Source organism: Streptomyces sp. NBC_00322 (genome assembly GCF_036147535.1).
Classification (GTDB): domain Bacteria; phylum Actinomycetota; class Actinomycetes; order Streptomycetales; family Streptomycetaceae; genus Streptomyces.
In genome coordinates this window covers 935,142-958,043 of record NZ_CP108019.1, presented here as the reverse complement: position 1 = coordinate 958,043, position 22,902 = coordinate 935,142, and the positions used below count along the sequence as shown (strand labels likewise).

Here is a 22,902-nt window from a genome sequence, read left to right as displayed (position 1 = left end):
TTTGCCCTCGGCGGAAACCCGTCGAGCACCCCAACGGCCCGGATCTTATGCTCGAAAGGGGAAACGGCACGAAAGAGAAACGATCGAGCGGCATTCAGCCGAGGAGAGGCCATGTGCACTTACCGGACGTACCACGCGGTTGCCAATCCCTCCCGCGCGCAGGAACTCGCCTACGTCACCTCACCGTTCACGATCGACGTGCAGTTCCTCGGAGGGCTGACGGACGCTCAGGAGCAGGCCTTCGAGCAGGCGGCAGACCGCTGGGCACGCGTCATCATCGGCGATCTGCCCACGGTCATTCTCGGCGGCGAGGTGATCGACGACCTTCTGATACTCGCTCAGGGAGTGCCGATCGACGGCACCGGCAGAATTCTGGGACAGGCGGGTCCGACACATGTGCGCTCCGCGTCGGCCGCTGTCGGCGCGCTGTTGCCGGTCAAGGGAATCATGTCCTTCGACACAGCAGACCTGGTACGTATGGAGGACGACGGGACTCTGCTCGACGTCATCACCCATGAAATGGGACATGTGCTGGGAGTTGGCACGGTGTGGGAGGACAAAGGCCTTCTCAAGGATCCTCGGACGCCCAATCCGAATTTCGTCGGAGCCGCTGCCATGGAGGAACTCGGCACGCTCATGGGCGCCGGCGGACCGGTGCCGGTACCGGTGGAGGCCACGGGCGGTCCGGGCACCGCGGACAGTCACTGGCGGGAGACCGTCTTTCACAACGAGCTCATGTCCGGCTTCGTCGGCTCGCCCGGGAATCCTCTCAGCCGTCTGACGGTCGCGGGCCTGCAAGACCTCGGCTACCAGGTCGACCTCGATGCCGCCGAGCTGTACGAGCTTCCCGATCTGTTCGAACTCGCCCGCGCCGGCGAACTCGTGACGCACAGCGCGCCGACGGACCGCGGCACGATGCTGCCGGTCATCCCGGTCGTGCTGCCCGCGGAGCGCTCGGGCCGACCCTCTCCGTAAGGTTCCCGAGCAGCACCAGACGGCCCGGCCCTCCCGTGAAGGGAGGACCGGGCCGCACTCCGGTCGCGCCGCCCGAGTTCGTCGGCGACGACCGTCCCCCGTCTCAGCGGTAGTAGTAGGCCTTCGCCTCGACCGTGTGCGCGTTGCCCTTCAGGTAGATGCGCATGTAGTACGACGTGCCGGACGACGCGTTCGCCTTGACCGTCATCCAGCCGCCGTTGCAGTAGCCCCAGCCGCCCTTCTTGACGACCTTCTTGTCGCGGGTCCGTACGACGTCGATCTTGTACTTGGTGCCGTCACCGCCGTTCCAGCAGCGCGCGTTGACGCCGAGCGTGCCGCTGCGCGGGACGAAGTCGGGCGTGGCCCAGTACGTGGTGGGCTTGTGGCTCTTCGGGCCCCAGATCAGGTGCCAGCCGGCCTTTGCCGCAGCGGCTCTGGTCTGCGAAGCGGTGGTGCCCGGCGTGCTGTGCGCCGCCGGAGCTGCCTGCGCGGCCGGAGTGGCCATCGCGAGCCCGGTACCCAGCGCCACCGTGGCCGTCGCCAGGGCGAGGCTCTTTCGTGCCGTCATCGTGTTGCATCCCTTCCAGGACCACCGGCCGGGTTCCCCCGTTGGGCACCCCGTGTCAACCGCGATCCGTGTGGCGCCCCGGTGGTCGGCCGGTGCGCCGTCGTGCTGGTCCAAGAAGCTACGGAAGGCCGGCCCGGGCCGCGTCCGGCGACGGGTTGAACTCCCGGCAGACCCACGGCAGTAGGCACACGGTTCCTGCACCTTTCGCGGTACCGCGGCAGTTTGACGTCCTGCCACCTGCCCCACGGCTACGCTGCGGCGATGCGGATCCGCCCCCTCGCCGCCGACGCGCTGATCGCCGTGGCGCTCACCAGCGTGGCCATGCTCCTCGGGCAGGAGGCCGCGAGCCAGGGATGGTCCGCGCTCGACGCGCCCGCGTACGCGTTCGTCGGCCTGGTCAATCTGCCGCTCGCGCTACGCAGCAGGGCGCCGGTCGCCGTCTGCGCCTTTGTCCATCTCGTGTGGTTCTGCTACGTCACCGCCGGCTACTGGCCCGTCGTGAACACCTTCGGCCCGATGCTCGCCGTCTATACGGTGGCCTCGCTGCGTCCCGTACGCACATCCGTCACCTGCGCCGCCGTGATGGCCGTGATCTGGATCTACGCGGGTGTGGTCAGCCACAGCGACTCCATGCCGTCCGTCGTCGGCCAGGCCTTTGTCTTCCCCGCGGTGCTGTGGCGCTTCGGTGTCACCGCCCGCCACGCCGCCGAACTCGCCCGCAGGCTCAGCGAGGAACAGGCCGAAAGGGCCCGCCGTGAAGTGGCCGAGGAGCGCGGCAGGATCGCGCGTGAGCTGCACGATGTGGTGGCCCACCACATGTCGGTGATATCGGTGCAGGCGGGCCTGGCCGGATTCGTCTTCGACTCGGACCGCGACACAGCGCGTACCGCGCTCTCCACCATCTCCGGCACCAGCGCGGAGGCCCTCGAGGAACTCCGCCGCATGCTGTGGGTGTTGCGGGCCTCGGACGAGGACGGCGTCCCGGCCACGCCCATGCCGGGACTCGCGCGCCTGGGGGAGATGGTCGAGCGCGTCCGGTCCGGTGGCGTGCGGCTCGACCTGCGGATCGAGGGCACGGCCCGCCCCCTCGCGCCCGGCGTCGACCTGTGCGCGTACCGCGTGGTGCAGGAGGCGCTGACCAACGTACTGAAGCATGCGCCCGGAGCCCGCGCGAGCGTGGAACTGCGCTATGAGCCACGCCTGTTGCAGGTGACCGTCACGGACGACGGACAGGGAGTGATTCCGGCCAAAGTTCGGCCGGGCGGTGGGCACGGGTTGATCGGCATGCGTGAGCGGGCCAAGCTCTACGGCGGGCGGGTCGACATCGGCCCGCGGAGCGAGGGGGGTTTCGCGGTGCGCCTGACCCTGCCGACCTCCACGCAGGCTGTACGCGAGGGAGACGACACGTCGGGATGACCAGGGTGCTCGTCGTCGACGACCAGTTCCTGATCCGCGCCGGACTGGTGGGGCTGCTGCGCGCGGCACCGGGCATCGAGGTGGTCGGCGAGGCGGGCGACGGCGAGGAGGCCGTCGCGCTGGCCGAGCAGACCCGTCCCGACGTCATCCTCATGGATATCCGGATGCCCGGCATGAGCGGCATCGCGGCCACCGAGAAGATCCTCGCCGAAGCGCCGGACCCGCTGCCCCGGGTCCTGGTGCTGACCACCTTCGACCTGGACGAGTATGTCTACGGCGCGCTGCGTGCCGGCGCCTGCGGCTTTCTGCTCAAGGACTCGGGGCCCGAGCGGCTGCTCGCCGCGGTGGCGGCGGTCCGCGGGGGCGATGCGCTCTTCGCAGCCAGCGTCACCCGCCGCCTGGTCGAGGCGTTCGCCCGACAGGCCGGCAGTGCCGCGAGTACGGACGAACCGCCGCCCGATCTGGGGGCGTTGACCTCGCGCGAGGTGGAGGTGCTGAGGCTGACCGCCAGAGGTCTGTCCAATCTGGAGATCGCCGGAGAGCTGTTCATCAGCGAGGCAACCGTCAAGACCCACCTCAACCGCACGATGAGCAAACTGGATCTGGGCAGCAGGGCGCAGGCCGTGGTGGTGGCGTACGAGACGGGCCTGGTTACTCCGGGCGGCGCGGGCTGACCGGCGCGGACTCAAAGGGGACGGGGCGCCGCTGCGTACGCAGGTAGCGTGAACCATCTCGGCACCGCCCTGCGCACCGCCTCGGGGCCCTGTACCTCGAGCGCGCCCGTCCGTAGAGCGTCGGACCAGCTCAGATCGCCGCGCCAGACCTCGATCATGCGGCGCAGGCCCGCGGTCACCGTTACCGCCACCGTGAAGCCGGGGTCCGTGTCGCAGACGTCTGCACCGGCCGCTGTGATCACCAGCCACCAGTGGCGGTTGCGCGCGGGCACGTCCGGGAACTGGAACTGGACCACGGTCCGCCCCTCCGGAACGGCATCGGCGTCGACCCTGCGGTGCATGTCCCACAGCAAGAGTTTCGGATCGAGATCCTCGTCGCCGAGTTCTCCGATCCAGCGGACGCCCCAGACACTGAGCGCCTCCACCACCGGGCGCAGCTCGAGGCCGGCCGGTGTCAGGACGTACCGCACCTCTTTGTTCTCGGTCCGCCTCTCGACGATTCCGGCGCGTACCAACTGCTGCAGCCGCTTCGACAGCAATGTGGGGGACATCCGCGGCACCCCGCGGCGCAGCTCGTTGAAGTGCTCGCTCCCGGTCACCAGCTCCCGCACGATCAGCAGCGTCCAGCGCTCGTCGAGCAGCTCCATCGCTTTGGCGACGGGGCAGAACTGGTAGTACGAGGACCCCATGTTCTGCAGGTTAGGTCCCGTACACCGGCGCGACCAGTCCGGCGGACAAGCCGGCGCATCCCGGGGCGGCACCCCGCTGGTACAGATCTCGTACTAGGACGGGAGCCAGCCCGTTCCTACGCTCGACCTCATGGCAAATCCGAATATTTCCGGCCGCTGCCGGAGAAACACCAGAGGAGAGCTGTCATGAGTAAGACGATCGACGCCGTCGAGGCCGACCGTGTCCTCAAGGCCAAGCACCGGGGGATGTGGGCGCTGGGCGACTACCCAGCCGTGGCCGCCGAAGTCATCCCGGAGCTGGGCGCGGTCCTGGTGAACGCGTGCGACGTACGGGACGGCGAGCGTGTGCTCGACGTCGCGGCCGGGTCGGGGAACGCCGCGATCCCCGCCGCGCTGGCCGGTGCGAGCGTGGTGGCCTGCGACCTCACCCCGGAGCTGCTGGAATCCGGGCGGCGCCTGGCCGAGCGGCGCGGCGCGGAGCTGGAGTGGCGTCAGGCCGACGCGGAGGCGCTGCCCTTCACCGACGGCGAATTCGACACCGTGATGTCCTGCGTCGGGATCATGTTCGCGCCGCATCACCAGCTCAGCGCCGACGAACTGGTCCGCGTCTGCCGCCCCGGCGGCACCATAGGTCTGATCAACTGGACACCGGAGGGCTTCATCGGCCAGATGTTCACGACGATGAAGCCGTACGCCCCCGCACCCCCGCCCGGCGCACAGCCCGCGCCGCTGTGGGGACGCGAGGAGCATGTCCGCGCGCTCCTCGCCGACCGGGTGACCGACGTCGTCGCGCACCGGAGGACCGTGCGGATCGACGGCTTCGACACGCCCGAGGCCTTCCGCGAGTACTTCAAGACCCACTACGGCCCGACCATCGCCGTCTACGGGAGCATCGCCGACGACCCCGACCGGGTCGCCGCGCTGGACCGCGATCTCGACGAGCTCGTCCGGCGGCACGACCGGGGAACGGGAAGCACGGTGATGGACTGGGAGTATCTGCTGCTCACCGCCCGCAGGCGCTGAGGCTAGCGCCGCCGTGGCAGCCGGACCGAGAAGCAGGCCCCGCCTTCGGGACCGTGCCCCTGAGCGGTCACCGAACCGCCGAGGCGCTGGGTGAGCCGGTGCACGATGGCCAGGCCCAGGCCCGTGCCGGACGGCCGGATCCCTTGGTAGCGGGCGTGCAGAGCGCCCCGTTGGAAGGCGACCTCGGCATCCTCCGGCGCGAGCCCCGGCCCGCCGTCGCGCACCTGGACCAGCGCTCCTTCACCGTCCGGGGCGAGGGCCAGCACCAGGGGCGCTCGCTCCGGGGTCACACGCAGGGCGTTCTCCGCCAGTTGGTCGATGATCTGCCGGACCCGCTCGCCGTCGGTGTCCACGGTCAGCGGTGCGCCGGGGCGCTCCAGGCGGAACTCCACGCCATGGCGTGCGCAGCGGCTCTCCCAGACCGTGCCCGCCTTCGCCACCAGCGCGTCCAGGTCCACCGGACCGGTCTCGACCCGGAAGTCGTCGGTCTCCAGGTGGGCGAGATCCAGCAGATCCTGTACGAAGCGTTCCAGGCGCCGGGTCTCGCTGAGCAGCGTCTCGCCGACCTCGGGCAGGTCGTCGGCCCCGACCACACCGTCCGCCAGCGCCTCCGCGTAACCGCGGGTCGCGGTCAGCGGCGTGCGCAACTCGTGCGAGACGGACAGCAGGAACTCGCGCTGCCGGTTCTCACTGCGCGCCAGCGCCTCGTCGAGAACGCTCAATGCGCCCGTCAGATCGGCGAGTTCACGCGGCCCGCCCGGCGCCGCACGCAGACCGCGCTCACCCTCGGCGAGCCGCCGGGCCGTGGTCGCCGCCGTGGTCAGCGGCCGCGACAGGCGACGGGCCAGCAGCAGTCCCGCGAGCCCGGCGCCTGCCAGACCCACCGCGAGCGGCAGGATCAGCGCCCCGCGCATACGGGAGACGCTGTTGTGCACGACCGTGTAGGGCTGGGTGAGGACGACGGCGGTGTGCCCGTTCCCGGGGCGGCCCTCCACCAGGACGTCCTCGCCGTCGAGTTGGGCGTCGGTGGATACGGACTCGCCGTCGAGGAGGGCCGTGCGGGTCCGGGCGTCCACAGCTGCTGCAGCCGGTCCGGACGCGTCACCGGCGGGGTCGACGACGGCGAGCCGCACCCCGTTCGATCCGGCGAGCCGCTGTTCACGGTCGAGCAGCAACTGGGAGAAGACCGGGGTGCGGCTCAACACCTCCGCCTGCCGCCCCAGTTGGTCGCGCTGCTGTGCCTCGGCGCCGTCCCGGATCATGTACCAGGCGACCGCGCCCGTCAGCAGCACGGCGAGCAGGGCGACCGCGGTGGTCACCAGAGTGATGCTGCGGGAGACGGGTCCCGGCCGGCTCCTCACGAGGCGGGCTCCGCCGCGCTGTAGCCGACGCCCCGCACGGTACGGATCGGACTCGCGTCGCCGAGTTTGGCGCGCAACTGCGCGATGTGGACGTCCACGGTCCTGCTGCCCCGGTAGTCCGCCTGCCCCCACACCTGGGCGAGCAGCTGTTCACGGGGGAATACCCGCCCGGGGTGACGCAGGAGATGGGTCAGGAGATCGAATTCCGTTGCGGTCAGCTCCACGGGGCGGCCGTCCGCCACCGCCGTACGGCGCACCGGATCGACCGCGACCCGGCCCACTCGCCGCATGGGAGCGTCGGGCGGACCGGCCGCCCGGCGCAGCACCGTCTTGACCCGTGCGACCAGCTCCCGCGGCGAGAACGGCTTGGTGATGTAGTCGTCCGCGCCCAGCTCCAGACCGAGCACCCGGTCCGTCTCGTCGTCGCGCGCCGTGACCAGCAGGACCGGCGTCCAGTCCCCGCCCTCGCGCAGCGTGCGGCACACCTCGACCCCGTCGAGACCCGGCAGGGCGATATCCAGAACGATCGCGACGGGACACAGCCGCCGCGCCGCCGCGAGCCCGGCGCGCCCGTCGGCCTCGACATGCACGCCGAAGCCCTCACGGGAGAGATACAGCCGTTGCAGATCCGCGATGTGCCGCTCGTCCTCGACGATCAGGACGAGGCCCTTGCTGTCCGGCATGTCCCACTCCTCGCCCTCGTACGGATCTTCGATGCTAGCCCGGCGCCAGGTGCCCCAGGGCGTCGGCCGCCGCGCTCTGACATTCCTCGAACATTCCGCTGATCCGCCGCTCACCTGCGCGTTCCAGGATCACGCCATGACTGCTTCCGCACCCGACACCGTGTGCCCCGCCCCGCCGGGGACCGATCCGCCACCCGGGGCCCTGCACCGTCTCGGCCGGTGGTGCGCCAGGCGCGCCCGCCTGGTGATCGTGGCCTGGCTGCTCGTCCTGGTCGCCGCCTTCGCCGCGGACCGGGCCTGGGGCGGCGCCTACGAGGACGAGTTCTCGCTGCCCGGCACCACCGCCCAGGAGGGCGCCGACCTGTTGCGGGAGCACGGCTCCGACCTGGAAGGCGTGGGCGCGCAGATCGTGCTCCGGGCCGACGGCCCACTCGCGGCACACCGGTCAGCGATCGACGACGCGATGGGTGAACTCGCCGACCTGCCCGATGTGTTGAGGGTCGCCGGCCCGCTCGGCACACCGGGTGCCCTCTCCACGGACGGGACGATCGGCTACGCCACCGTCCGCTTCGCCGAGAACCCGGCAACCTTCGACCGGTCCTACGTCGACGCGGTCGACACCGCGGTCGCGGAGCTGCGCGCCGACGACGTGACCGTCGAGTACGGCGGCCCGCTCGGCCAGCTCGCCCGGCCCGAGGCGGCACACGGACTGTCCGAGGTCATCGGACTCGTGACGGCCGTGATCGTGCTGCTGATCGGCTTCGGCAGCATCGCCGCGGCCGGGCTGCCGCTCGTCACCGCGGTCGTCGGCCTGCTCGGCGGCCTGTCCGTCCTCGGCCTGATCGCCGCCGCCTTCACCTTCGGCTCCGCCGCGCCCACCCTCGCCACCATGATGGGCCTGGGCGTGGGACTCGACTACGCGCTCTTTCTGACCACCCGCCACCGCGGGCTCCTCGCCTCAGGAGTCCCGCCCGAGGACGCGGCCGGCCGCACGCTCGCCACCAGCGGCCGGGCCGTCCTGGTCGCCGCCGCCACGGTCGCGATGGCCCTCGCGGGCCTGTACGCCTCGGGTGTCGCGTTCATCGGCACGCTCGGCCTCGCGGCAGCCATCACCGTGTTGGTCTCCGCGCTCGCCTCGCTGACCCTGACACCCGCCCTGCTCGGCCTCCTCGGGCGCCGGATCGACCGCTGGTCCGTACGCCCACCGGTGGCCGAGTCCGAGGGCGCCGACGACACCTGGCGGCGCTGGGCCGCGACGGTCGGCCGCCGGCCGTGGCTCTTCCTCGCCGCCGGCCTGCTGGTCCTCGGCGTCCTCAGCGTGCCGCTCGCCTCGATGCGGATCGGCCACATCGACGCGGGCGCGAGCCCGACCGGCTACACCGAGCGCCAGGCGTACGACCTGATCTCGGACGGGTTCGGGCCCGGCACGAACGGTCCGCTCACCGTCGTCGTCGCACCGGCCGGGAGCGGTACGGACACGGACCGGGTCGCGGCCGACGTACGAGAGTCCCTGGAGCGGACCCCCGGCGTCGCCTCCGTCACACGGCCCGCATACACGCCGGACCGGGCCCTGCTCACGGCCACCGTCGTCCCTCGGCACGGCCCGCAGGACGAGTCGACCACCCAACTAGTGCACCGGCTCGAGGACGAGGTGCTGCCCAAGACCCTCGACGGCACCGGCTCACGGGCGTACGTCACCGGCACCACCGCCGTCCACGTCGCCTTCCGCGACGTCCTGGTGGAGCGACTGCCGTGGATCGTGGCGGTCGTCGTCGGTGCCGCCTTCCTGCTGCTGCTCTGCGTGTTCCGCAGCCTGCTCGTCGCCGTGAAGGCAGCCCTGCTGAATCTGCTGTCGATCAGCGCGGCCTACGGGGTCGTCGTCGCGGTCTTCCAATGGGGCTGGGGCGGGCGGCTGTTCGGCGTCACGGAATCCGTGCCGGTGGAGTCGTACGTCCCCATGATGATGTTCGCCATCGTCTTCGGGCTCTCGATGGACTACGAGGTCTTCCTGTTGGCGCGGATTCGCGAGACATGGCTGGAGACCGGCGACAACCACGAAAGCGTGGCCGGGGGGCTGGCCGCCACCGCGCGCGTCATCAGCTGCGCGGCGATCGTGATGACCAGCGTGTTCCTCGCCTTCCTGCTCTCCACCAATGTGGTGATCAAGATGCTCGCGCTCGGGCTCGGCGTGAGCGTGGTGATCGACGCGACGGTGGTGCGGCTGCTGCTGGTGCCCGCCACCATGTACCTGTTCGGCAGGGCCAACTGGTGGCTGCCACGGTGGCTGGACCGGCTGCTGCCACGCCTCGATCCGGAGGGGACGACAGCACGGTCCGGGCAGGGGGTCTGCGCATGAGGCGCCGGACCTGGATCGCCCTGGCCGTGGCCGGAGTTCTCGTAGCAGTGCCGGTGTGCGGCGAACTCCTCGCACGCTCCGTCATCCAGGGCCGCATCGAGGAGGCGGCGGCCCGGGCGCTGGGCGGAGAGATCGACATCGACCTCGCCGCCCGCCCGGCGCTCCTCCAACTCGGCGACAAGCACCTGCCGTTCGTCGGGGTGGACGGCGATCATGTGCGACTCGGCCGCGTACCGGACGCCGAACTCCACGCGCGCCTGGACGACGTACGCTTCACCGACGGCGATCCGGACGCCGCCACCGTGGGCTCTGCCCGCGCGACGGTGCTGATCCCGGTGAGCGCCGTCGCGCAGATGGGGGGCAACCTCGGCGGCATGCCCGTCACCGAGGTACGGACGGACCCCCGGGCGGACACGCTCACTCTCGTCCTCGGCCGGGCCGGAATCGGCAGCGTGACGCTGCGGCCAAGGATCCGGGACGGCCGCATCGAGACGACGATCGCGTCGGCGGACATCATGGGCAGGCCCGCCCCCGACCGGATGATCGACCGGATCGGCGACTCCCTCACCCGCCAGGACGAGCACCGCGACTACCCGCTGGGCCTCGAAGCGACGTCCGTCGAGGTCGAGGCGGACGGAATCCACCTGCGGTTCGCGTCCGGTGGCCCGTCGGTACTGCATCGGCCGGAACGACCTTAATGACACGGGGCAGGGCTGTCCGATGGGCTTCCCCGGCGGCGGCGAAAGGTCGGGCCTAGCTTGGGGGGCCGCCGTACAGGCTCTCGTACGCGATGCGTGCGGTGTCGGACTGCCGGGTGTCCTGGGCGACGGCCCACTGGCGCGTCGCCCGGTCGACCGCGATGGTCGTCCACCCGTGACCGTCCTCGTCGCTGAGATGGATCAGCAGGGTGTGCCGGTCGTGCTCGACGCGGAGGCGGTGGTCCGGGTTGGCGGCCTCGTGCAGGCCCCTTGACGCTTTCTCGGGGGTCGTGGGATCGGCGACGAAGGACGTCCATCGCCGCCCTCCCCTTGGAGGGCGGGCGGGGCGATCGCCGGGTGCCACTGGGTCGGACACGGCCCCCTCCTCTGCGGTCACGGAGCGGCGGCCGGCGCCGTGCTGGTGGCGAAGGCGACCAGGTCGGCGATGACGCGTTCGGGCTGTTCCCAGTGGACGACGTGGCCCACGCCCTCGTACGTCAGGAGACGCGAGCCGTGAATGGCGTCGAGGATGGCCTGCTGGTCGCTGCGCGGCAGGAAGTCGTCCTGGTCGCCCCAGATGACGAGCGTCGGCACCAGGATGCCCGCGAGGGTCGCCCGGAGATCGGCTTCGAGCAGCCCCCGCATCGTCTCTTTCCAGACGTGGGCCGGGACTTTGAGGCTTTCGTCGATCATGGTCTCCAGGAGACCCCTGGCCACCGGGCGGGCCACCATGCCGGACATCAGGTCCTCGACGAACGCGCGCGGGACGGGATCGGAGAGCCCCTCGATCTTCTTCTGCAGACCGGTCACCGCGGGCTTGTCCGCGAGCGTGGCGGGGACGCCGAGCAGTACCAGCCCCGATACGCGGTCGGGGTGGCTGCCGGCGACCATCCGGGCGGGCACGCCGCCACTGGAGGCCCCGACGAGGATGGCGCGGCCGATGCCCGCCGCGTCGAGGAAAGCCACGAGATCGGAGGCGAAGTCCTCGGGCCGGTAGCCGTCGGCGGGGCGGTCGGCGTCGCCGTGGCCGCGCTGGGTGGGGGCGTAGCCGTGCAGGGATGCCGGAAGCCGCCTCAGCAGAGGTTCGAAGGACCACCAGGAGTCGGCGATGGCGTGGACGAAGACGACGGGAGTGCCACGGGGATAGCCCGCCTCGGCGTAGGGGAGGGTGAGCCCTTCCCGCAGAGGCGCGGCCTTGACGGAGATGGTGGTCATGGCGGCCTTCCTCGCCGCGCCCGGACGGCCCCTGTCCGCGAGCCCGGTGGAGCCGAGCGGCGATCTTTCCGATCGTACCGACGAGCGGCCCGTCCCGCCGGGCAGCTGAGGAACCGCGCGCGGCACGGGGCCCCGACCGCAGGTCCTACTCGGCGATCTCCGTCCGTTCCCACCAGTCGTAGACGGGAAGCCGTCCCTCGGGCGTGTCCTGATGCCGCGACGTGACCTTGAAGTGCTCGTATCCGCCGCGGTGCGGAATCTTCAGCTCTTGTCCGGGAGGCGTGATCGGGACGATCCGCTCGCGCAGATCGTCCGGGCCGCCCTCGAGGACTGCCTTGGTAGTCATAACGCCAGTCTTCCTACCGGAGCGACCGCTCGCACCTCGGATCGAGCAGGAGGTCGGCCGCTCGGCCGATGGGTCCGAATGTCCCGGCTAGGCGGGAAGGATGCCGGTGTCGGCGAGGATCTGTTCCGCGGACGTGCAGTTGCCGTCCTGTATGGCCATCGTCATCGCGGCGTGCGCGGCAGCCGCGTCGGCCTCGAGTGGGATCACCAGGAAGGAGAAGTGGTCCTGAGGTCCCCGAGTGATGATCATTGTGTGGTCGTCGACCGCGGACCAGTCGATACGGACCATGCGGTCATCGATGACCAGGTGGCCCGGAGCGCGGTCCCAGGCGCTTGCGTCCAGTCCGACGCGTGCGACGGGGCCCAGCTGGGCGGTCAGGGCGGTGATCAGGCCGGGCAACTGGGCCTCGATGTCGCGGGAGCGTGGCCACCAGGCTCCGTCGAACAGCCCCACACGGCTGGAGGTGGTCTCCATCCTCAGCACGGCCGCACCGGGAACCATCGGCTGATCACTCGTGTCCGCGAGGAGCAGGAGAGGAGTCGGGGCGCCGAAGTCGGCAGTCATGAGCGTCGGCGGGGCCAGAGCCGCCCCACGGCACCTGAGGCGTGGATCACGAGCGCGCCCAGAGCGATCATCGCGATGAGCAGGAGCACGGTGAGGAAGGTTCCCATGATCCTCACATGCCTTCCGTCGGCTCCATTGGGTGAGCGCTGACTGCTTGGGCAGCTGGAGATGAGCTCACTCGGCGCGCTTCGTGGCCGCCTTCGGAGTCCCAGACCATCTCCCGGTTCGAGTCCCAGTCGTTCTCGGCCGCCGTCCGGAAGAACTCGGCCTCCTGGATCAGGCCGCTCGCGGTGAGACTGCGCGACGGATCAGTCGCTGTGGCCATCAGCCGGGCCCCAGTGGCCGAGCTGGTCTCAGGCGGGATCACCAGCAGGTCCCAGCGGCCGGACGTGTAGGACAGCAGCAGCAGTTTGTGGGGGTCCTGCTCGGCCGTGAACCAGCCGACATGCACCACATGCCCGGCGACGGGCACCTTCCGCGGGATGACCGGCCAGAACGTGGGGTTCACGGTGACGCGGGTGATCCGGCCCCACAGCGGGTCCAGTACGGCCGTCAGCGCGGGAAGTTCCGCCGTCAGATCACGGGAGCGGGGCCACCAGGCACCGTCGATCAGGGCCGGAGCGGTGCCGGCCGGCGCCAGCATGAGTCGGAGCGGCAACGAAGAAGAGGTCCGGTCTTCGACCGCGGGTAGGTTCAGAATGGTCGCGGTCATGACGCGGACCTGCCCCCGGGCACGCCGTAGCGCGCCCGGTGTCGTGAATCGCCGAAAACGACACGAGCCTGTGAGCTGGTGCACGAAGTGTCCTCGGTAGCTCCAGAGTACTCCCGCCCGGTACCCACCGGACCCATGCGGAGCGCCGGGCTGGAAGGCATCCGGGAGCCGACGCAACGGCCCCGGCGTATACACACCGGGGCCGCCCTTCCGGGCGGTTGCACGTGAGAGTGCACCAACCCAAGTCCCGATTTTACTCCCGTCAATGCCGCATTTGGGGCCTGGGGTGCGGGCCGATGCCGCGTCAGCCGCGCTCTTCCTCCTCGGCCTCCATGCGTCGAATGCCTTGATGTGTCAGCGAGACCATGGCGGGCGTATTGCCCGTGGCCCAGTCGACCGTGATCAGATCCTCGCCCACCAGATAAGTGCAGGCGGCGGCCAGATCCTCTTCTAGGATGCCGAGATCGTGAACCAGCTTCTCCCCGGTCACGCCCAGAAGGCGGTTGCCCTCGGTGGTCTCGTACAGAGCCTGCATGATCTTCTCGCGGTATGCCTTCCGCTCGGCCAGGGATGCCATGACTGCCGCTTTCTGGAAGGGAGTTGTCAGACCTCGTCCGGATGCGGGCCGTCACCCGTGCCGGACTTGCTCGTCACCAGCCACGTCGCGTCCGGCTCGCTGGTCTCATGACGGCCTCGCGGTCCGGCGAATGAGGCGCTCACCAATGATTTCACAGTACTCCTGCCCCCAGCGTCTCGACGGTCGTGTACGAGCCCACGTGCGGCAATGTGGCCGGGTCGTCCTCGTCCGGTTCCGGATTCCTGGCTGAAGGGCGGAGGAGACCTTGGCGGAGGGCCCGCGCCGGGATCGGACGAGCCGCCCCACGGCTGAGGGAGTCGCCTACGACGGCGCGCGCTGCCGCGGCTCCGCGTCAGGTTCGGCGGCGCGCAGGTCGGCGAGCAGCTCGGCCTGGCCCGCCAGCACGCCGGACAGGATCGTCCGCGCGAGCCTGAGCAGCTCCGCCACCTGAGGGCTGGTCAGCGAGTAGTGGACGGCCGAGCCTTTCTTGCGGGTTATGACCAGATTGGCCCGGCGCAGTACGGCCAGTTGCTGTGAGAGGTGAGCGGGCTCGACGCCTACCTCCGGCAGCATCTCGAAGACGGCGTGTTCCCGTTCGCTCAATAGCTCCAACACCCGGATCTGGACCGGATGCCCGAGCGTCTTGAAGAACTCCGCCTTCAGTTGGTACAGCGGCGCGCTCATCGAACCGGCCCCGCGCCCGTGCCTGCCGCCACACTCTTCGTCATGGGGCCATCCTCGCGCGGAGGTCAGGCCTTCTTCAGGAATTCGGTCTTCAGGACCAGGCCCTTGACCTTCTTGGTGTTGCACTCGACCTCGCCGGGCTTGCTGGTGAGCCGAATATTTTTCACGAGGGTTCCGCGCTTGAGGGTCTCGGAGGTCCCCTTCACCTTCAGGTCCTTGATCAGCGTCACGGAGTCGCCATCCTGAAGCGGGGTTCCGTTACTGTCCTTCACGATCACGTCGCTCATGCTGCTTCCTTGTCTGCTTTCGTTCCCGTGTATCTCTTGCTTCAGGGCTTGTGCCGCCGGGTTCCGCACGCCCGGCCTCGTCCGTGCGCCATTCCCGCGCTTGACCGGTGACCGCCTGGTGCGCCACCAGAGCGGCGGCCAGGTCGCAGTGGACGGGGATCGGCGGATGGCTGCCGTCGGGGTCGAGCGAGCCGTCCGAGGGGATCGCCGCCAGCTCCAGGCTCCGCCCCTTGTCGGCGAGTTGGCGGGCGGCCTGAGCGACGGCCAGCTGGCCCCCCGCCGACCAGCCGCGCAGCTCGGTGAGGTCGAGGATCACCGGCTTGGTGCCGCGAGCCAGCGCCCAGCCGACGGCTCCGGTGAAGCGGGCCACGGCGTCGGCGCCGAGAAATCCGGCCAGGGAGAGGACTCCGAGGTCCTGGTGGGTGGTGTAACGCCACTCGATGGTCATCTTTGCTGTCTCGTTCTCACAGGGGGAGGGTGATCCAGATGGTTTTGCCCCGGCCGTCGGCGTCCGCGCGAACGACCGCCGTGCCGCCGAGCCCGAGGGTGAGCTCGACGACGGTCGCCAGCCCGCCGCCCCCGGCGGCGATGGCCGCGGCACACAGGGCGGGCTGGTAGGGGTGACGGTCGTGGACGGCGAACGCGAAGGTGTCCGGGCCGACCGCGTGGATCACGGTGATATTCGGGGAAAGTCGGTGGTCTCGCGCGTCAGCCGTACGGCGGACCCCATGGCGGGCACGGTCAGTACATGCCGGTTTGGCAGACCCTCCTGCTGAGCGACCATCAGGCCCCCTCGTGGGCGAGCCGGAAGCCGGTCATCGTCTGCGGGCGGATCCGGACGAGGGTGTCGTGTGGTCCGTGGGCCCAGCCGGGCAGCGTACGGCGGTAGTGGGCTGCCTCGTCCGGATCGGTGATCACCTCGGCCGGACCGCTTGCCGTCACCGTCCACCGTGTGCCGCCGGCCACGCGGATCTCGTCGGCGTGGTAGGTGAGCGAGGCCCTGCCGGACAGGGCTGCCGCCTGGGCCGGGGTGCGCACGATCAATCTGCCGTACTGGAGGATGTGCACCGCCGGGCGTATCACCGCGCTCTCGCGGGGGACGTACACAAGTCGTCCCTGGACCGCGCCTTCGAGCAGCCACAGAGCCTCGCTGCGGGGCACCTCGACCATACGACGGGAGAGGGGGACGGTCATCGGGAGGTCCCCTCGGCAACGGGAACGACGGGCAGCACCCCGGCGAGGTGCAGGTGGGCGCGGGCACCCGCGATGGCCTCGGGGGTGGTGGCGTACTCCCGGCCCTCCCGGCGCAGCAGGTCCAGCGCGCCGACGGACTCGAGGACGCGCCGCTGGCCGGAGCGAATCCCCGAGGTCATGACGGCGATGCCGCGCCGGTTCAGCTTTTGTATCGCGTCCTTCAGGAGGAGTGCTCCGGTGGCGTCCATCGTGGAGACCCGCGACATGCGCAGGATGACGACTCGCACGTCGGCGACCTCGCTCAGCTCCAACAGGAATCGGTGCGCGCCGGCGAAGAACAGCGGGCCGTCGATCCGGTACGCCACGATGTGCTGGGCCAGCAGCGCGTGTTCCTCGGCGCTGTGCTCGCCGGGCAGGTCGGGCCGGAAGTCCACCTGGTCCATACGGGCCTGCTTGGCCACCGAGTGCAGGGCGAGCGCACCGGCCACGAACAGGCCGATGATCACCGCGTAGACGAGGTCCAGGGCCAGGGTGGCGGCGGCGGTCAGTACGAGAACGAGGGCGTCGGAGCGCGTGGAGCGCGTCATCGCACGCAGCGCGCCGACCTCGACCATGCGGACGGCGGTCGCCAGCAGCACACCGGCGAGTGCGGCCAGGGGAATCTTCGAGACCAGCGGGGCGGCCGCGAAGACGATCACCGCGAGGACGGCGGCGTGGATGAGCGCCGCGAGCCTGGAGCCCGCGCCGGTACGGACATTGACCGCCGTGCGGGCGATGGCCGCCGTCGCCGGGACACCACCGAACAGCGGCGCAGCCAGGTTCGCAATGCCCTGCCCGAACAACTCCTTGTCCGGATCGTGTTTCTGGCCGACCGTCATGCCGTCCGCGACCGTGGCCGACAGCAGCGACTCCAGCGCCGCGAGGGCGGCCACCGCCATCGCGGGTGCGAGCAGCGAACCGAGCGCGGAAAGGTCTAGGAAGCCGAGCGAGGGAGCGGGCAGCCCGGACGGCAGATCCCCGATCGGGGCGGCGTCGAGCTGGAAGAGCTGCCCCACGAGGGTCGCGGCGATTACCGCGACGATCGAGAAGGGGACGGTGGGCCGCAGGCGTGCGCCGAGCAGCATCACGGCGGCAACCCCGAGGGCGATGGAGAGGGCCGTCCAGTTCGGGGTGCGCACGAACTCCTCGACAGCCCGCCAGGTCACCAGCAGGACCCTGTCGCCCTCTGGCTTGGCCACCCCGAGCGCGTTCGGGATCTGCTGCAGACCGATCACGAGGGCGATACCGAGGGTGAAGCCCTCCACCACGGGGGCGGGGATGTACTGCATGTACCGTCCGGCCCGCAGCAGCGCGAGCGCGATCAGCATGACTCCGGCCATCAGCCCCACGGTCAGCACCCCGCCGGGACCGTACTGGGCGACGATCGGTACCAGTACGACCGTCATAGCCCCGGTGGGCCCCGAGACCTGAAGGTTCGAGCCGCCGAACAGCGCCGCGAGGGCACCCGCCACGACAGCGGTCGCCAGTCCCGCCTCGGCGCCCAGCCCGGAGGACACGCCGAAGCCGAGCGCGAGCGGCAGCGCGACGATCGCCACCGTGAGCCCGGCGAGCAGGTCGCGGCGCGGGTTGCGCGCCATGACCGCGAAGTCGGCACGGGCGGGAAGGAGGGAACGCAGCCTGCGCAGGGCCCGGGCGAGGACCGTACTCACTTCGCGGCACCCTCGGCTTCCCGCAGCTCCTCCAGGAGCTCGTTCTGCCCGGACAGCATCTCGGTCAGGATCCGCCGTGCCGCGCGCATCAGATCGGCGACATCGCCGCCGGCGAGCTCGTAGACGACGGTCGAGCCTTCGCGGGTCGAGGTGACGATGCCCGAGCGGCGGAGCACCGCCAGCTGCTGGGAGAGGGCCGACGGCTCCACCTCGATCGACGCGAGCAGATCCCGGACCGGCATCGGCCCGCCTTGCAGGAGCTCCAGGACGCGTATACGGACCGGGTGCCCGAGCATCCGGAAGAACTCGGCCTTGGCCTGATACAGGGGAACGGGCACGGCCCTCGAACTCTCCTCATCGCTGCGGACACTGCTAACACAGCATGTATTGAATTGCAGAATTTCGCAATTCCTCCAGTCGCGGCGGAGTCCTCGCCCTCCGTGTCCGAGGTGCCGTTCGGGTGCACATCAAGTGCCCCGGAGTGCCGCCACGACCCTCCGTCCCCGCAGGCCGACACCATGATCACCGGCATTTGGTGCGAGGAGAGGAACGCCGCGATGGTCGTGAGGCGGGACGTACTGCGTATGGGATCCGTAGCCGCAGCACTGGGGCTGGCTGCCGGACTGACGGGCGGCGCCGGGAAGGCAGCCGGGCAGCAGCGATTCCCCCGCGGGGCCGCCCGGCCGGAGCCGCGAGCCTGGCGGGAGCTGCGCAGGAGACTCAGCCCGGCTGCCGGGCTCTACCGGCCCGGCAGCGACGACTACAGCCTGCTCGCCCTGCCGGACAATCTGCGCTACGCCGACGTCCTGCCGGCAGGCATCGTGGCCTGCGCCACCGAGCGCGACGTGCAGGTCGCCGTCCGGTGGGCAGCGTGGCACGGCGTTCCCTTCGCGCCACGCTCGGGCGGCCACAACTACGCCGGGTACTCCACCACGCGTGGCCTCCTCATCAGCCTCCGACGTATGAACGACGTGGCTGTTCTCGGCACCCGGCTCGCGCTCGGCGGCGGCACCACCAACTCCGACGTCTACGCGGCCAGAGCAGCCAACCTGTATTTCCCCGGCGGCCGCTGCCCGGGCGTCGGCGTGGCCGGACTGACGCTCGGCGGCGGACTGGGCTTCAACGACCGCAAGTGGGGCCTGACATGCGACCGGCTGGTGGAGACCCGCCTCGTACTGGCCGACGGTTCACTGGTGCGCGCGGCCGACGACGAGAACCCGGACCTGTTCTGGGCCTGCCGCGGCGGCGCCGGGGGCAACTTCGGCATCAACACCGCCTTCGTCTTCGACGCCACACCGGTCGGCGAACTGCTCGCCACGGTCTTCGACCTGACCTTCGACCTGAAGGCCGGAGTCCCGCTGGTGGCCGCGGTGCAGGAGATCCTCGACGCCGACGCCGCGGGCGACTTCGACGTACGCATCGGCTTCAAGCACCCCGGCGATGGCCCGGCGGCCGTCGCGCTGCTGGGGCAGAGGCTGGGCGACGAGGCGGCGCTGCGCGGGCTGCTCGCCCCCGTGCTGGAGCTCGGACCTACGAAGGAGTTCATCGAGCAGCGGCACTTCTGGACCGCCCAGGACTACCTCATGGAGAAGCCCGGGGCGGGTGGTGCCACGGCGTCCAAGTCCCTTGTGCCGGACCGGTGGCTGAACCCGGGGACGGTCGAGTCCGTCGCCGAGTGGGTCCGCGGCTGGCGGCCCGGCGTCGTCGGCAACACCGGCTACGTCACGCTGTTCGCGATGGGCGGACGCAGCGGGTCTCCGGGGCCGGGCGAGACGGCCTACCCCCACCGCGACGCCACATTCGTCATCGACGTCGGCACGCACTGGAAGCCCACCACCCCGCAGGAGATCGTCGACGACCTGCTGATCCAGACGCGCGCCATGCATCGCACGCTCCGCCGCGATCTGGAAACGTCGGCGGCGTACGTCAACTTCCCCGACCCGGACCTGCGGAAGTGGCAATGGGCGTACTACGGCGGCAATTACGACCGCCTCGTCGACGTCAAGCACCGCTACGACCCCAGCGGTCTCTTCCACTACGACCAGGCGGTGGGCATGTAAGGGTGCCGGGCGCGGGCGCCGGGTGCGTGCTGCTTGCCCGGCCGGGCCTCGGGGCGCAGTCTGGGGTGAGGCCCGAGTCCAGTGCGCACCCGTACGGAGGTCGCCGTGGTCTTCAGACGCAGGCGTTGCGACCCGATGACATCAGGCTTGTTTACCCGGCCCTCGGGAGCCTGCAACGCCTGCACTCGCTGTGGGCGCAGGCCCTGCTCCGTCTGGCAAGGTCCGCTCGCCGTCGGAAAGCTGGGCCGAACCACGGTGACGTACCGCGGCTGTGTGCGTCGCACCCTGTTCGTGTCCGCGGCCGTGGCCGGGCTGCTGCTCGGCGGCGGGCTGGCCGGGGTGCTGCTGACCACCGGGTCGGTCGCGGCGTTCCTCGCCCTGGTCTGGCTGGCGACATCGGTCCGGCTGGTCCGCCCCGCTCCGGCCTGCGGCGACTGGGGTGGCGGGCTCGGTCCGGGCGGCGCGGGCGTGCGCGAGCCGCGTCGGCCCAAGCCGTTTCCGCCTGCCGACGCGATCGCACTGCCACCGCCTTCCCCTGCCGAATATTGATCGCGTGACGATCTGCGGTCTCCACTACATCGGCCCGGGCGGGGCCAAACACGGGCCGATCATGCCCTACCAGGTGCTGATCGGCGCCAAGGAGGCCGATAGCGACCAGGTCGCCCTGCGTCTGCGGGACGGGCGCCGACTGGACGCCCTGCCTGCCGCGGAGGTCCTGTCCCGCATCGGGGCGCTTGTCGCCGCTCACAGCACCGAGCTGTGGGAAACCGAAGTGCTGGCGTAGAGCGGCCGAGGGCGCGGTCGGGGTCAGCGCGCGTGTGGGCGGCCGCAGGACGTGGGCCAGGGGAACCCCCGTAGCGAGCAGGCCCTACCTGCGGCTCGGCCCGCTCGGTACGGCGCCCCCTCCGCGAATGGGCCCGGCCGCGCATCACCACCGACACCAAGAACTCCGGCTGCAGTACGAGGCAACCTGGACAGCCGTCTCGGCCTCCTAAGGACCGTATGGGCGCACAGACATTCAGTCGGCATCGGTCGCAGACCGTCCCTGAACGGCCGCCCGTTGATACGAACAGACGCGGGAGCGGTCAGCAAGAATGCAGGAACGTAACGCAACCTCGGCCAACAGGCGGCTGCTCAGCGTGGACCTGGTCCGCGCCATAGCCGTGTTCGCCATGTTCGCCGCGCACATCGGTCCCCCAGTGAAGCCCGAGGGCGCAGGCTATCTGCTGGTCGCCTTCGATGGGCGCGCGCCCGGCATCTTCACCCTGATTGCGGGACTTTCGCTGACCCTCTCCCGAGGCGGTACCAAGCCCCGTCCGCCGCTGACCGGCACGCTGCGCGCCACGCTCATACGCTGCGCCGTACTCGCGGTGCTCGGCATGGCGTTGACGGAGCTCAGGTCGGGGATTGCGGTGATCCTCACGTTCTTCGCCGTGTACTTCCTGACAGCGGAACCGCTGGCCCGCCTGCGCACCCGCCCCCTGATCGCGGTCGCGGCAATCTCCGTGGTGCTGGGTCCGGTCCTGTCGTACTGGCTGGGGCCGTACTTGGGACACCGCGTCGCCGGACGCGGCCGCTACCCCGGATTCGATGCGGTCACCGGCTGGTCCGGATTCAGTGAGGCGCTCGACACGCTGCTGGTGTCCGGCGCCTACCCCTGGCTCACCTACTTTCCCTACGTCATCGTCGGCATGGCGATGGGCCGGGTGGTGAACCTGACCAAGCCCGGAACGGCACGTCGGCTCATCGGCTGGGGAGCACTGTCCGTGCTGGCCGGGCATGGGCTGTCCGCGCTGGCTCTTGGGCCGGCCGGCGGGCGCGCGGCGTTGCTGGATGCCATAGCCCACAGTCACGCCTTCGCGATGAACGCCCCCGATCCGGTACAGGCCGTGCTCGCCCGACAGGCCGGGGCGATACCCAGCACCTCCTGGGCCTGGCTGCTGGTCGACGATCCCTACAGCCAGACGCCCTTCGAGACCATCGCCAACATCGGCGTCAGCTGGCTCCTCATCGGCCTGGCAGTGGCCGCCTGCCGCCTTCACGTGCTCGAACCGCTCCTGCGCCCGCTGGCCGTCGTCGGGACGATGGGCCTGTCGGTGTACGCCCTTCACGTCCTCGCGCGGGCCGAGCTGCAACCGCAGCACGGTTGGCCGGCCCTGGGCGCCTTCTGCGGCATCTCGCTGGTGGGGTGTGTCTTCTGGGCGTACACCTTCCGCGGCACTTCGCTCAGGCGCGGGCCGCTGGAATGGGTCCTTCATACGATCACGCCGACCCGGAAGGCAGCCACTCCCGAGAGCAGAGCGACCCAGGAGGCATTGACCCTGCGCGGATGACGACGGCTCCGCGTCGCGTCACATCCAGGTGTCGGGGCCGGGGTTGCCGCCCTCCGCGAGGGTGGCGAGCCGGTCGGTGTAGTGGATCCAGCCGTCCTTGTGGGCCGCGCGGGCCTGCGGGGAGGGCAGGTCGCGGTGGATCAGGCGGAGCAGCGTGCCCTCGGCGTCCGGTTCGAGGGTGATTTCGACGGTCGTCGAGCCGGGCGGGACACCGAGGTCGCTGTCCAGCCAGCCCCAGGTGAAGACGAGGCGTTTGGGCGGGTCGATCTCGACGAAGTGGCCCTCTGCGATGTTCTGGCCGGTGACGGTGGTGAGGTAGGCGCCGCCGGGCCGGAAGCTGAACTCGCCGTCCTGGCCCATCCAGGACAGCCATTTGTTCCGGTCGGTGAAGAAGGAGAAGACCGTCTCGGGCCGGGCGTCGATGCGCCGTTCCAGCGTGACCAGCTCGGTGCTCACGGGCTTGCCTCCTCGGACTTCTCGGCGCGTTCGGCCGCTTCGGCCAGTTCGGCGAGGGCGTCCAGCTTGGTGGCCCACATCGACTGCAGGTAGTCGGCCAGCGGGCCCATGCCCTCGCGGTCGGCCCGGTAGAAGCGTTTTCTGCCGTCCTGGCGCAGCGTAACGAGGCCGGAGTCCCTGAGCACCTTGAGGTGCTGGGACACCGCGCCGAAGGTGACGTCGAACCGCTCGGCGATCTCGCCCGCGGACAGCTCTGCGTCCCAGACCAGGCGAAGGATCTCGCGCCGTCTGGGCTCGGCGACCGCCCGTACCGCATCCATGA

General features: G+C 70.5%; 28 protein-coding genes and 1 pseudogene. 10 read left to right on the top strand and 19 right to left on the bottom strand.

Annotated features, from left to right (window positions below):
- Nucleotides 1–111: 111 nt before the first annotated feature.
- A complete protein-coding gene (locus OG905_RS04400) occupies nucleotides 112–975 on the top strand; it encodes a leishmanolysin-related zinc metalloendopeptidase (protein ID WP_328666274.1) in 864 nt (287 codons plus the stop codon).
- Between the two features lie 103 nt (nucleotides 976–1,078).
- Here the strand turns inward: OG905_RS04400 and OG905_RS04395 are convergent, their stop codons facing one another.
- On the bottom strand, nucleotides 1,079–1,543 hold the full coding sequence (locus tag OG905_RS04395; RefSeq protein WP_328666273.1) for a hypothetical protein: 465 nt from the start codon (nucleotides 1,541–1,543) through the stop codon (nucleotides 1,079–1,081).
- A 261-nt stretch (nucleotides 1,544–1,804) separates the two neighbouring features.
- On the opposite strand from OG905_RS04395, the gene OG905_RS04390 reads away from it, so the two are divergent.
- Nucleotides 1,805–2,959 carry a sensor histidine kinase gene (locus OG905_RS04390; protein WP_328666272.1) on the top strand — a complete coding sequence of 385 codons (1,155 nt, stop codon included), beginning with the start codon at nucleotides 1,805–1,807 and terminating at the stop codon, nucleotides 2,957–2,959.
- A complete protein-coding gene (locus tag OG905_RS04385) occupies nucleotides 2,956–3,633 on the top strand; it encodes a response regulator transcription factor (protein ID WP_328666271.1) in 678 nt (225 codons plus the stop codon). The genes OG905_RS04390 and OG905_RS04385 overlap by 4 nt, the downstream gene beginning before the upstream one ends.
- 11 nt (nucleotides 3,634–3,644) lie before the next feature.
- Here OG905_RS04385 and OG905_RS04380 read toward each other — a convergent pair whose 3' ends face one another.
- The gene (locus OG905_RS04380; protein WP_328666270.1) at nucleotides 3,645–4,322 is read right to left on the bottom strand and encodes a winged helix-turn-helix transcriptional regulator; all 678 of its coding nucleotides are present in this window, start codon (nucleotides 4,320–4,322) and stop codon (nucleotides 3,645–3,647) included.
- Between the two features lie 186 nt (nucleotides 4,323–4,508).
- Between OG905_RS04380 and OG905_RS04375 the strand changes: the two genes are divergently transcribed.
- On the top strand, nucleotides 4,509–5,345 hold the full coding sequence (locus OG905_RS04375) for a class I SAM-dependent methyltransferase (protein WP_328666269.1): 837 nt from the start codon (nucleotides 4,509–4,511) through the stop codon (nucleotides 5,343–5,345).
- Nucleotides 5,346–5,347: 2 nt separating this feature from the next.
- On the opposite strand, the gene OG905_RS04370 is transcribed toward OG905_RS04375, so the two are convergent.
- Nucleotides 5,348–6,664: a sensor histidine kinase gene (locus OG905_RS04370; protein WP_328666268.1), complete on the bottom strand. Its 1,317-nt coding sequence runs from the start codon at nucleotides 6,662–6,664 to the stop codon at nucleotides 5,348–5,350.
- Between the two features lie 38 nt (nucleotides 6,665–6,702).
- Nucleotides 6,703–7,389, bottom strand: a complete 687-nt coding sequence (locus tag OG905_RS04365) for a response regulator transcription factor (protein WP_328666267.1) — start codon at nucleotides 7,387–7,389, stop codon at nucleotides 6,703–6,705.
- 136 nt (nucleotides 7,390–7,525) lie between these two features.
- Here OG905_RS04365 and OG905_RS04360 point away from each other — a divergent pair, with 136 nt between their 5' ends.
- Both OG905_RS04360 and OG905_RS04355 read left to right on the top strand, forming a co-directional pair.
- Complete coding sequence (locus OG905_RS04360; protein ID WP_328666266.1) at nucleotides 7,526–9,745, top strand: MMPL family transporter; 2,220 nt, start codon at nucleotides 7,526–7,528, stop codon at nucleotides 9,743–9,745.
- Nucleotides 9,742–10,443: an LmeA family phospholipid-binding protein gene (locus OG905_RS04355; RefSeq protein ID WP_328666265.1), complete on the top strand. Its 702-nt coding sequence runs from the start codon at nucleotides 9,742–9,744 to the stop codon at nucleotides 10,441–10,443. Before OG905_RS04360 ends, OG905_RS04355 begins: the two co-directional genes overlap by 4 nt.
- Before the next feature lie 55 nt (nucleotides 10,444–10,498).
- Here OG905_RS04355 and OG905_RS04350 read toward each other — a convergent pair whose 3' ends face one another.
- From OG905_RS04350 to OG905_RS04290, 13 genes are all read right to left on the bottom strand, one after another.
- Nucleotides 10,499–10,819: a hypothetical protein gene (locus OG905_RS04350; RefSeq protein WP_328666264.1), complete on the bottom strand. Its 321-nt coding sequence runs from the start codon at nucleotides 10,817–10,819 to the stop codon at nucleotides 10,499–10,501.
- A 17-nt stretch (nucleotides 10,820–10,836) separates the two neighbouring features.
- Complete coding sequence (locus OG905_RS04345) at nucleotides 10,837–11,658, bottom strand: alpha/beta fold hydrolase (protein WP_328666263.1); 822 nt, start codon at nucleotides 11,656–11,658, stop codon at nucleotides 10,837–10,839.
- Nucleotides 11,659–11,803: 145 nt separating this feature from the next.
- Nucleotides 11,804–12,004 carry a DUF5988 family protein gene (locus OG905_RS04340; protein WP_328666262.1) on the bottom strand — a complete coding sequence of 67 codons (201 nt, stop codon included), beginning with the start codon at nucleotides 12,002–12,004 and terminating at the stop codon, nucleotides 11,804–11,806.
- 87 nt (nucleotides 12,005–12,091) lie between these two features.
- Entirely contained in the window at nucleotides 12,092–12,568 is a 477-nt protein-coding gene (locus OG905_RS04335) for a DUF5994 family protein (RefSeq protein WP_328666261.1), read from the bottom strand.
- A 112-nt stretch (nucleotides 12,569–12,680) separates the two neighbouring features.
- Nucleotides 12,681–13,280 (bottom strand): DUF5994 family protein, encoded by a 600-nt coding sequence (locus tag OG905_RS04330; RefSeq protein ID WP_328666260.1) that lies wholly within the window; start codon nucleotides 13,278–13,280, stop codon nucleotides 12,681–12,683.
- 304 nt (nucleotides 13,281–13,584) lie between these two features.
- Entirely contained in the window at nucleotides 13,585–13,857 is a 273-nt protein-coding gene (locus tag OG905_RS04325; RefSeq protein WP_324978233.1) for a hypothetical protein, read from the bottom strand.
- A gap of 321 nt (nucleotides 13,858–14,178) precedes the next feature.
- Nucleotides 14,179–14,541: an ArsR/SmtB family transcription factor gene (locus OG905_RS04320; RefSeq protein ID WP_328666259.1), complete on the bottom strand. Its 363-nt coding sequence runs from the start codon at nucleotides 14,539–14,541 to the stop codon at nucleotides 14,179–14,181.
- 65 nt (nucleotides 14,542–14,606) lie between these two features.
- Complete coding sequence (locus OG905_RS04315; protein WP_326655003.1) at nucleotides 14,607–14,828, bottom strand: alkylphosphonate utilization protein; 222 nt, start codon at nucleotides 14,826–14,828, stop codon at nucleotides 14,607–14,609.
- On the bottom strand, nucleotides 14,800–15,276 hold the full coding sequence (locus OG905_RS04310; protein WP_328666258.1) for an STAS domain-containing protein: 477 nt from the start codon (nucleotides 15,274–15,276) through the stop codon (nucleotides 14,800–14,802). Before OG905_RS04310 ends, OG905_RS04315 begins: the two co-directional genes overlap by 29 nt.
- A gap of 16 nt (nucleotides 15,277–15,292) precedes the next feature.
- A complete protein-coding gene (locus tag OG905_RS04305; RefSeq protein ID WP_443043891.1) occupies nucleotides 15,293–15,502 on the bottom strand; it encodes a hypothetical protein in 210 nt (69 codons plus the stop codon).
- Between the two features lie 109 nt (nucleotides 15,503–15,611).
- A complete protein-coding gene (locus OG905_RS04300; protein WP_328666257.1) occupies nucleotides 15,612–16,022 on the bottom strand; it encodes a pyridoxamine 5'-phosphate oxidase family protein in 411 nt (136 codons plus the stop codon).
- Nucleotides 16,019–17,659 (bottom strand): SulP family inorganic anion transporter, encoded by a 1,641-nt coding sequence (locus OG905_RS04295; RefSeq protein WP_443044055.1) that lies wholly within the window; start codon nucleotides 17,657–17,659, stop codon nucleotides 16,019–16,021. Before OG905_RS04295 ends, OG905_RS04300 begins: the two co-directional genes overlap by 4 nt.
- A 68-nt stretch (nucleotides 17,660–17,727) precedes the next feature.
- Nucleotides 17,728–18,069 carry an ArsR/SmtB family transcription factor gene (locus OG905_RS04290; protein ID WP_328666255.1) on the bottom strand — a complete coding sequence of 114 codons (342 nt, stop codon included), beginning with the start codon at nucleotides 18,067–18,069 and terminating at the stop codon, nucleotides 17,728–17,730.
- 180 nt (nucleotides 18,070–18,249) lie between these two features.
- Between OG905_RS04290 and OG905_RS04285 the strand changes: the two genes are divergently transcribed.
- The 4 genes and pseudogenes from OG905_RS04285 (at nucleotide 18,250) to OG905_RS04270 (ending at nucleotide 22,124) form a co-directional block, all read left to right on the top strand.
- Nucleotides 18,250–19,791 carry an FAD-binding oxidoreductase gene (locus OG905_RS04285; RefSeq protein WP_328666254.1) on the top strand — a complete coding sequence of 514 codons (1,542 nt, stop codon included), beginning with the start codon at nucleotides 18,250–18,252 and terminating at the stop codon, nucleotides 19,789–19,791.
- A gap of 273 nt (nucleotides 19,792–20,064) precedes the next feature.
- The gene (locus OG905_RS04280) at nucleotides 20,065–20,340 is read left to right on the top strand and encodes a hypothetical protein (protein ID WP_328666253.1); all 276 of its coding nucleotides are present in this window, start codon (nucleotides 20,065–20,067) and stop codon (nucleotides 20,338–20,340) included.
- 58 nt (nucleotides 20,341–20,398) lie between these two features.
- Nucleotides 20,399–20,575, top strand: a pseudogene (locus tag OG905_RS04275) (His/Gly/Thr/Pro-type tRNA ligase C-terminal domain-containing protein); the annotation flags it as partial.
- Nucleotides 20,576–20,885: 310 nt separating this feature from the next.
- Nucleotides 20,886–22,124, top strand: coding sequence for a heparan-alpha-glucosaminide N-acetyltransferase domain-containing protein (locus tag OG905_RS04270; protein WP_328666252.1), 1,239 nt, complete (start codon nucleotides 20,886–20,888; stop codon nucleotides 22,122–22,124).
- Between the two features lie 18 nt (nucleotides 22,125–22,142).
- On the opposite strand, the gene OG905_RS04265 is transcribed toward OG905_RS04270, so the two are convergent.
- Both OG905_RS04265 and OG905_RS04260 read right to left on the bottom strand, forming a co-directional pair.
- On the bottom strand, nucleotides 22,143–22,580 hold the full coding sequence (locus tag OG905_RS04265; RefSeq protein ID WP_328666251.1) for an SRPBCC family protein: 438 nt from the start codon (nucleotides 22,578–22,580) through the stop codon (nucleotides 22,143–22,145).
- The gene (locus OG905_RS04260; protein ID WP_328666250.1) at nucleotides 22,577–22,900 is read right to left on the bottom strand and encodes an ArsR/SmtB family transcription factor; all 324 of its coding nucleotides are present in this window, start codon (nucleotides 22,898–22,900) and stop codon (nucleotides 22,577–22,579) included. The genes OG905_RS04265 and OG905_RS04260 overlap by 4 nt, the downstream gene beginning before the upstream one ends.
- Between the last annotated feature and the right edge of the window lie 2 nt (nucleotides 22,901–22,902).

Bases quoted from the DNA above. Each gene is read 5' to 3' on its own strand.
- OG905_RS04315 (WP_326655003.1), bottom strand. From the start codon at position 14,828: ATGAGCGACGTGATCGTGAAGGACAGTAACGGAACCCCGCTTCAGGAT.
- OG905_RS04320 (WP_328666259.1), bottom strand. From the start codon at position 14,541: ATGAGCGCGCCGCTGTACCAACTGAAGGCGGAGTTCTTCAAGACGCTC.
- OG905_RS04325 (WP_324978233.1), bottom strand. From the start codon at position 13,857: ATGGCATCCCTGGCCGAGCGGAAGGCATACCGCGAGAAGATCATGCAG.
- OG905_RS04390 (WP_328666272.1), top strand. From the start codon at position 1,805: ATGCGGATCCGCCCCCTCGCCGCCGACGCGCTGATCGCCGTGGCGCTC.
- OG905_RS04270 (WP_328666252.1), top strand. From the start codon at position 20,886: ATGCAGGAACGTAACGCAACCTCGGCCAACAGGCGGCTGCTCAGCGTG.
- OG905_RS04330 (WP_328666260.1), bottom strand. From the start codon at position 13,280: ATGACCGCGACCATTCTGAACCTACCCGCGGTCGAAGACCGGACCTCT.
- OG905_RS04310 (WP_328666258.1), bottom strand. From the start codon at position 15,276: ATGACCATCGAGTGGCGTTACACCACCCACCAGGACCTCGGAGTCCTC.
- OG905_RS04295 (WP_443044055.1), bottom strand. From the start codon at position 17,659: ATGGCGCGCAACCCGCGCCGCGACCTGCTCGCCGGGCTCACGGTGGCG.
- OG905_RS04345 (WP_328666263.1), bottom strand. From the start codon at position 11,658: ATGACCACCATCTCCGTCAAGGCCGCGCCTCTGCGGGAAGGGCTCACC.
- OG905_RS04355 (WP_328666265.1), top strand. From the start codon at position 9,742: ATGAGGCGCCGGACCTGGATCGCCCTGGCCGTGGCCGGAGTTCTCGTA.
- OG905_RS04300 (WP_328666257.1), bottom strand. From the start codon at position 16,022: ATGACCGTCCCCCTCTCCCGTCGTATGGTCGAGGTGCCCCGCAGCGAG.
- OG905_RS04400 (WP_328666274.1), top strand. From the start codon at position 112: ATGTGCACTTACCGGACGTACCACGCGGTTGCCAATCCCTCCCGCGCG.
- OG905_RS04285 (WP_328666254.1), top strand. From the start codon at position 18,250: ATGATCACCGGCATTTGGTGCGAGGAGAGGAACGCCGCGATGGTCGTG.
- OG905_RS04375 (WP_328666269.1), top strand. From the start codon at position 4,509: ATGAGTAAGACGATCGACGCCGTCGAGGCCGACCGTGTCCTCAAGGCC.
- OG905_RS04385 (WP_328666271.1), top strand. From the start codon at position 2,956: ATGACCAGGGTGCTCGTCGTCGACGACCAGTTCCTGATCCGCGCCGGA.
- OG905_RS04380 (WP_328666270.1), bottom strand. From the start codon at position 4,322: ATGGGGTCCTCGTACTACCAGTTCTGCCCCGTCGCCAAAGCGATGGAG.
- OG905_RS04260 (WP_328666250.1), bottom strand. From the start codon at position 22,900: ATGGATGCGGTACGGGCGGTCGCCGAGCCCAGACGGCGCGAGATCCTT.
- OG905_RS04360 (WP_328666266.1), top strand. From the start codon at position 7,526: ATGACTGCTTCCGCACCCGACACCGTGTGCCCCGCCCCGCCGGGGACC.
- OG905_RS04365 (WP_328666267.1), bottom strand. From the start codon at position 7,389: ATGCCGGACAGCAAGGGCCTCGTCCTGATCGTCGAGGACGAGCGGCAC.
- OG905_RS04340 (WP_328666262.1), bottom strand. From the start codon at position 12,004: ATGACTACCAAGGCAGTCCTCGAGGGCGGCCCGGACGATCTGCGCGAG.
- OG905_RS04335 (WP_328666261.1), bottom strand. From the start codon at position 12,568: ATGACTGCCGACTTCGGCGCCCCGACTCCTCTCCTGCTCCTCGCGGAC.
- OG905_RS04395 (WP_328666273.1), bottom strand. From the start codon at position 1,543: ATGACGGCACGAAAGAGCCTCGCCCTGGCGACGGCCACGGTGGCGCTG.